Origin of the sequence: Phenylobacterium sp. (assembly GCF_044236515.1) — a bacterium.
GTDB lineage: Bacteria > Pseudomonadota > Alphaproteobacteria > Caulobacterales > Caulobacteraceae > Phenylobacterium.
Window position 1 is genome coordinate 1 of sequence record NZ_JBIIGK010000256.1, and the last position, 2,679, is coordinate 2,679.

Annotated in this window: 2 protein-coding genes and 1 pseudogene; 2 read left to right on the forward strand and 1 reads right to left on the reverse strand. The window is 69.9% G+C overall.

Annotated features, from left to right (window positions below):
* Positions 1 to 181: 181 nt before the first annotated feature.
* Entirely contained in the window at positions 182 to 1,609 is a 1,428-nt protein-coding gene (gene cysS / locus ACILRF_RS15955) for a cysteine--tRNA ligase (RefSeq protein ID WP_395674632.1), read from the forward strand.
* A complete protein-coding gene (locus tag ACILRF_RS15960; protein ID WP_395674630.1) occupies positions 1,609 to 2,175 on the forward strand; it encodes an SRPBCC family protein in 567 nt (188 codons plus the stop codon). Before cysS ends, ACILRF_RS15960 begins: the two co-directional genes overlap by 1 nt.
* Here the strand turns inward: ACILRF_RS15960 and ACILRF_RS15965 are convergent.
* Positions 2,111 to 2,679: pseudogene (locus ACILRF_RS15965) on the reverse strand (hypothetical protein); the annotation flags it as partial. The gene ACILRF_RS15960 and the pseudogene ACILRF_RS15965 overlap by 65 nt on opposite strands.

The following is a 2,679-nucleotide window of genomic DNA, read 5'->3' on the forward strand; positions in this document are numbered from 1 at the left end:
TCGCGGCTCGGCCGCTTGACGGGTTCGAGGTCGTCGGAACCCGGCAGGGTCCGGTCGCGGATGGCGTCCATGCGGGGGATGGTCTTTCCTTAGAGGCCGTCGGGTGGCCTAGGCTTTGCGCCGCCTGTATATGGGCAGGCCGCCGCCTGCGGCAACCGTGACGCTTTCTCCCCCGGATCCGATGACCCTGAAGCTCTATGACACCATGACCCGCCGGAAGGCGGACTTCGCCCCGCGCGATCCGCAGCGGGTGACGATGTATGTCTGCGGGCCGACGGTCTACAACTTCGCCCACATCGGCAACTTCAGGCCGGTGGTGGTCTTCGACCTGCTGTTCCGGCTGCTGCGGGACATCTACGGCGAGGACCACGTCCTCTATGCCGCCAACGTCACGGACGTGGACGACAAGATCAACCGGAAGGCGGCCGAAGAGGGGGTCGCCATCGGCGTGATCACCGACCGTTACCTCTCCGCCTACAACGCCGACGCCGCGGCGCTCGGGGCCCTGCGGCCGACCTTCCAGCCGAGGGTCACCGAGACGATGGACGCCATCATCGCCATGATCGCCCGGCTGGTCGAGAACGGCGCCGCCTACGCCGCCGAGGGCCATGTGCTCTTCGACACCCAGGCCTATCCCGACTACGGCAAGCTCTCCGGCCGGCCGATGGACGAGATGATCGCCGGGGCCCGCGTCGACGTCGCCCCCTACAAGCGCCACCCTGCCGACTTCGTGCTCTGGAAGCCGTCGAAGGAGAACGAGCCGGAGTGGCCGAGCCCGTTCGGGCCCGGGCGCCCCGGCTGGCACATCGAGTGCACGGCCATGATCGACGAGGCCCTTGGCCTGCCGATCGACATCCACGGCGGCGGTGTCGACCTGATCTTCCCGCACCACGAGAACGAGCGCGCCCAGGGCGTCTGCGCGACCCACGACCACACCTACGCGGCCGTCTGGATGCACAACGGCTTCCTGAACTTCGGCGACGAGAAGATGTCCAAGTCGCTGGGCAACGTCGCCCTCGCTCACGACCTGATCCAGCACTACCCGGGCGAAGCAATCCGCTGGGCGCTGCTGGCCGGCCACTATCGCGGCCCGCTGGAGTGGAACGGGGAGCTGATCGAGCAGGCGAAGTCGGCCCTGGATCGCCTGTATGGCGTGCTCGACGACGTGGCCCGCGCGATCCGCGGCGGCGCCCCGGAGGAGAGCCGCCGCGCCGACAAGATCGACGCCCTCGTGGCGCGGGTCCGCGAGCCGCTTTGCGACGACCTCAACACCGCCGCGGCGATGAGCGAGCTGTTCGGGATTTCCGACGGACTTCGCCAGGCGTTGATGAAGCAGGACTGGAAGGGGGTCGCCAACCACCGCGCTGCGCTGCTGGAGGCGGCCAACCTCATGGGCTTCCTCACGGCCGACCCGCAGGGCTGGTTCCAGAGCGGCGCCGATGAGGGCCTGAAAGCCCGGGTGGACGAACTGATCGCCGCCCGCGCCGCCGCCCGCGCGGCGAAGAACTGGGCCGACGCCGATCGCATCCGCGACGAGCTCGCGGCGTTGAACGTCGAGGTGATGGACGGCCCGACGGGCGCGACCTGGCGGATCAAGGAGCAAGCCTGATGGCCTTCAAGGCCCCCGAGCTGAAGAGCACCCCGTTCGGCCGGGGCGGCGGCATGGGCCCAAAGACCATGAGCCTGAAGACCGAGGGCAAGCCGCCGCCGCCCAAGGGCCCGCCGGGCGTCCGCATCGAAAACCGCATCGGCGTCCAGGCGCCGGCCGAGGTGATCTGGTCGGCGATCTACGACCTCGCCGCCTGGGCGGAGTGGAACCCGGTCTACACCAAGGCGACGGGCGACATCCGCATCGGCCAGCCGCTCGACCTGACGCTCGCCCTGCCGGGGCAGGCGCCCCAGGCGCTGCGTCCGACGGTGCTGGAATGGGTGCCGAACGAGCAGCTGCACTGGCGCACCTCCATGAGCGGCGGGCTGGTGAAGTCGATCCACTTCCTCGAGATCGAGCCGCTGTCCGAGACCGGCTGCATCGTCTCGAACGGCGAATTGATCTCCGGCTTCCTGGCTCGCGGCTACCTGCGCCGCAACGGCCGGGCGCTGAACCGCGCCTTCATCCAGATGAACGAGGCGCTGAAGGCCCGCGCCGAGGCCTTGTGGGCGGCGCGGACCGCTTAGCCGGACCGATCAGCGTCGCGGCCGCGAGCAGACCCAGTCCCAGGGCTCCGAGCGCCAGCGCCGCCGGCCGGTGGAACGTCGCCGCGGTATAGGCGCTGGGCCGCCGTCCGTGCTCGTGCGGGGACGTCACCCGCCCGTCCATCTCCGCGTCCCAAAGGTTGCTGTCGCCGCCTGGCGGTCGCCGCCGATCCTTCAGCAACGGTATGATCAGGCCTGACACCCGATCGAGGAGGCGCGGCGCGGTTTTCTCGCCGAGGATCTGCAGGGCGCCTGCGCCGCCGACAACGATTTCCCGCCGCGGATGCTGGGCGGCGTGAAGGATGGCGTCCGCCACGGTTTCGGGCGCATAAGCCGGCGGCGGCACCTTGGCCGCGCGGTCCATGTGGTTGGCCGCGTGCTCGGCCAGCGGCGAGGAGATGCCGCTCGGCTTGATGAGCGTCACCGACACCGGCGTCCGGGCGGCGAGAAGTTCGATGCGCAGGCTGTCGACGTAGCCCTTCACGG

What these genes read in the sequence shown, in the direction of transcription:
- cysS (WP_395674632.1), top strand. Translation starts at nt 182, where the DNA reads ATGACCCTGAAGCTCTATGACACCATGACCCGCCGGAAGGCGGACTTC.
- ACILRF_RS15960 (WP_395674630.1), top strand. Translation starts at nt 1,609, where the DNA reads ATGGCCTTCAAGGCCCCCGAGCTGAAGAGCACCCCGTTCGGCCGGGGC.